Here is a 1873-nt window from a genome sequence, read left to right as displayed (position 1 = left end):
CTTTGTCCTTAAAACGCATGGCTGAAGTTTACGAATAGCTGCTCGTCTTCTTTCGACTTTGCCCAGTCGATCATGATGATCGTAGCCTGGTTCCAAGCGATCCTAAGTCCAAGACCGTGTGAATATTTATAACCCTTGGTTCCAGCCTTATGCTCATCGTCCCATACTCGTCCGAAGTCCATGAAAGGAACCAGATTGAATGCAAAGTATTCATCACCTACTTTTAAGGATCCGAATTTCCATCTAACCTCGATATTACCCCAGCCCATCATTCTTCCTACGAAGCGGTCCTGTTTGTAACCACGGATGGTACGAATACCTCCGAGTCCTCCGATCAAACCTTCCGTTCCCCACATATTTCTATATTCGAAAAACGGAACCTCTCCTTCTGATAAACCTGCGCCAAAACGAGAAGCGATCACGAGTTTTTCAAATACTTTAGGAAATGGGCTCCAGAAGAATTTTCCCTGCGCAAAGTATTTTTGGAAATTGAAGTCGGAACCGAATGCCTTGCTGTTCTTTTCGAAAGTTCCTTCTATGAATACCCCGCTGTTCGGATCCGGTTCGAAGTCCCGAGTATCGTATACAAGTGCGACACGAACTGCGTTTACGTATCCACCATGATATCCTAAAATTTTTCCTGCTTCCGCATCTTCGGTCAGACGGGTTTTAGCGTTAGGCACATTTGCCCCATAATCCATCCCGAGAACTGGATCATAACCTGGAGCTTTTCTTCCATCAAATGTTCTGATAATATTTTCAGAAGCTTTTAACCCGGCAACCAAACGAACCGTTCCACCAAAGAAAGATCTCTCAGTACTTAGGTTAACCATAGGAGTCTCTATGATATAACCGTTGTACATTTTATTGGTAACAACAAATCCAGGCTGACTAGGAACTCCGTAGTAGGTATTCCCACCGAACGCGACTGGATCCTGAGGCCCCCCTGGTCTATAATAACTAAAATTTTTACTTTGGTCCGCGAAGGTTGCGTTTGTATAATAGTCCCCGCCCGGCTGGTTACGATCATAGTAATTTAAGCCTTTTAAAGAACTTTCACCAATTCCAAAGTAAAGGGTGGTAGGAGTGATCGTCAAAAACCCATCCGCACGCAGACGCCATTGCGTATTCGCAATAAACGGCATATCCAAACTAAGCTGATGATATTGTGCATTCTTACTCGTATTAAAATACTGAGCAAAAAACCTTACTCTATAGGGAGTATAATCGAATAACGGATCTGATTTCAGACCGTTATTATAGGCATATGCACGAACACCAAAACCGACACCTTCGAGTGGATCCGAATTAATAAGAGGAAGTCCGGTAGGATACCAACCTTCTCTTTTTTCAGCTAGGTCTTTCGCACAAAGCTGTTTGGAAGAATCCATGTGAAACGGCAAATTTTTGCGAGGAGCAGGCTTCGCGCATCCCGGTTCTGGAATATAGTCTTCAGCGTTTAGGTTGAAACTTGCTGCTATAAAACAAATCGTTAGCACCAACGATTTAATTTCTTTAATCCTCATGTACACTCCGGATCTAAGATTTTAAGTTCGTTAGTTATCGAAGTGATAATAGCTTATGTCAATTGAAAATTTCAAATCAAGGTTCGGATGACCCCGTTCAACACGCAAAAGTTCCCTTTCGTCACAGGGGTTTTAAAAATTTAAGAAATTATACATTAGTAAAACACGATTTCGACCCAGATATAAGTGACATATAAGTGGAGGGAAATCCGAAACTTTACTCTTTCATAATATACTTTCAGGCAGAGGCCGTTTGACCACAGAAAAATCTGGACCTTAGCAGCTTGCTTGAAAGTATATTAGCGCTCACTACAAAACTTTAATACTTATCTCACACAGCGAACGAA

At 42.1% G+C, this 1873-nt stretch carries 1 protein-coding gene; it reads right to left on the bottom strand.

Annotation, left to right across the window (positions count from 1 at the left end; genetic code table 11):
* Window positions 1-8: 8 nt before the first annotated feature.
* On the bottom strand, window positions 9-1526 hold the full coding sequence (gene omp85, locus LPTSP_RS01100) for an Omp85 family outer membrane protein (RefSeq protein WP_108927014.1): 1518 nt from the start codon (window positions 1524-1526) through the stop codon (window positions 9-11).
* Window positions 1527-1873 lie beyond the last annotated feature (347 nt).

The sequence above is a fragment of the Leptospira johnsonii genome (assembly GCF_003112675.1).
Classification (GTDB): domain Bacteria; phylum Spirochaetota; class Leptospiria; order Leptospirales; family Leptospiraceae; genus Leptospira_B; species Leptospira_B johnsonii.
The sequence above is the reverse complement of the archived record's forward strand: the minus strand, read 5'-3'. Positions and strand labels throughout refer to the sequence as shown.